Consider the following 1,753-nt stretch of genomic DNA (forward strand, 5'->3'; position numbering starts at 1 on the left):
TAATTGGCTAATAGGTGCTCGTTGAATGAAAACATCTTTTTCACCCTGTTTTTCTTTAAATTTTTTAACGCGATCTACTATGTCGCTTTCAATCGACACTGCTTTGAAGGTCCTTTTTTGCTTATCCATGATTATTTATCCACCCTGTTGTTATATACACTACAATTATAATCCAGAGTAAAAAATAAACAACAATATGTTGCTATAAATAATCGCAAATATAGAAATATTTTCTATTAGTTTTGGTTTTTATGAAATAAAGACAACGAAAAACCGACTCAAGGTCGGCTTTTTTTGTAGGAAAGAGTTCTAGTTTTTAGGTTTTAGATAATTGGTGAGAATAGCTAATTTTTTATCTTTATTTCTTATCCCAACAGATACAGACGCCTTATAACCGTTATTGTCATATTCTGCAGATATATCACTGCATCCAATTTTATCTAAACAATCAAAGAAATTATTTTCATCATCAACTCTGACTGTCTCAGTAGTAGGTTCACCATATATCAGATTTAAGTTATTAGTAACTTTAGTAAACTTATCAATCACATCTTTTCTATCGGTTCTTGCCAGTTCCTCAGAATGTAAGATTTGTACCAGTCCAGCATCAGGTGCAAATATTAAAAATGTAATTCCATCTGTGTTATCTGGCGTATTTTCTAACGTACAAGTAGCTAAACTACACCCTTCACCCGCTAAGTTTAACTTTTGAATTTCCTCCACCGATTGCCCCCACTTAAATCCGTAGGGTGCTGGTGGACTGTTATCACATCCCGATAGAAACAAAGCCAATAGAGCCGTTATCATGATTTTTTTCATTTGGTGATCCCTTTAGTTGATAAGGCCAATTATACATAACCGCCTCGGCTTATGCTTTGGCGGTGTTCAATTAATGGCTATAACGCCTTGCTAGGGCTTTGCCTGCGATTTGGATTTGGTCAGGCTGACCTGTGATAATTGTTCGCTTAAAGATAAAACCGTATGTTTTGATTTCTACATCGGCTTTTCTCGTGACCGATTCAAGGGCATACCTCAAGTTATCTTTCTCTAAAATCGTATAAGCCAACTCAATAATATCTTGACCTTCTTCATGTCGATACGTGATTTTCATCATTCACCCCGTGTTACTTTTTATTCCATTCCACCAGCGTTTGTTCTGCTATGGCTTGCTGTTCTGGCGTGATTTCTCCGTTAGGTTGTCCGTGCATATCAAACCGATTGCCGCCCAAGATAAGAGCCTTTAAATATACCTTACGATTGATATAAGCGTGTAGCCCTTGTTTTATTTGCCCCTCTGGGATATCCAGCCCTCTATCTTTAGCCTCAGCAATCATAGCTTCCTTGATGCCAATCATTAGCGGCTTGGCTTCTGGCTCACTAAATAGCGTCCAGTGCTTCGCTATACGGTCGATACGGTGTTGTTTCTTCTTCGCGTGAACATCTAGCCTTATTTTTCTTCTTTGGTTGCTGTGGTGCTTCCTGTGACGTTTTAGCCTGTATGTTTTTTGGTGTGTTCGTCGCTGGTGGATTTGTTACACCATTGTTATTTTTTCTTAGTGATAAAGTCACTCGGGTCATGATTTCTTTTTCCTCAAAAAAACTTTTCTTTTAAATACGCGATCAGGTGTTGGTTCAGTCGGTTCAGTTGGTTCAATTTGTAAAGATGATTGTTTTTAAAGTGTTTATTTGAAAATACTGAACCAACATACCCATGATTTGAACCGACATTTTCCATGTATGAACCAACATCGAG

The 1,753-nt window shown here is 37.4% G+C and carries 4 protein-coding genes; all 4 read right to left on the minus strand.

The genetic code is table 11. From position 1 onward, the window contains the following. Positions 1 to 309: 309 nt before the first annotated feature. Positions 310 to 819 (minus strand): hypothetical protein, encoded by a 510-nt coding sequence (locus PSF67_RS21960; protein ID WP_209102427.1) that lies wholly within the window; start codon positions 817 to 819, stop codon positions 310 to 312. A gap of 70 nt (positions 820 to 889) precedes the next feature. Next, on the minus strand, positions 890 to 1,114 hold the full coding sequence (locus PSF67_RS21965; protein WP_240105952.1) for a tryptophan synthase subunit alpha: 225 nt from the start codon (positions 1,112 to 1,114) through the stop codon (positions 890 to 892). A 10-nt stretch (positions 1,115 to 1,124) separates the two neighbouring features. Further along, positions 1,125 to 1,451, minus strand: coding sequence for a ProQ/FINO family protein (locus PSF67_RS21970; protein WP_336313788.1), 327 nt, complete (start codon positions 1,449 to 1,451; stop codon positions 1,125 to 1,127). Then, the gene (locus PSF67_RS21975) at positions 1,378 to 1,578 is read right to left on the minus strand and encodes a hypothetical protein (RefSeq protein ID WP_272677611.1); all 201 of its coding nucleotides are present in this window, start codon (positions 1,576 to 1,578) and stop codon (positions 1,378 to 1,380) included. Before PSF67_RS21975 ends, PSF67_RS21970 begins: the two co-directional genes overlap by 74 nt. Positions 1,579 to 1,753: the final 175 nt, after the last annotated feature.

Source organism: Providencia sp. PROV076 (assembly GCF_028483405.1).
In the GTDB taxonomy this organism is placed as follows: domain Bacteria; phylum Pseudomonadota; class Gammaproteobacteria; order Enterobacterales; family Enterobacteriaceae; genus Providencia; species Providencia huaxiensis.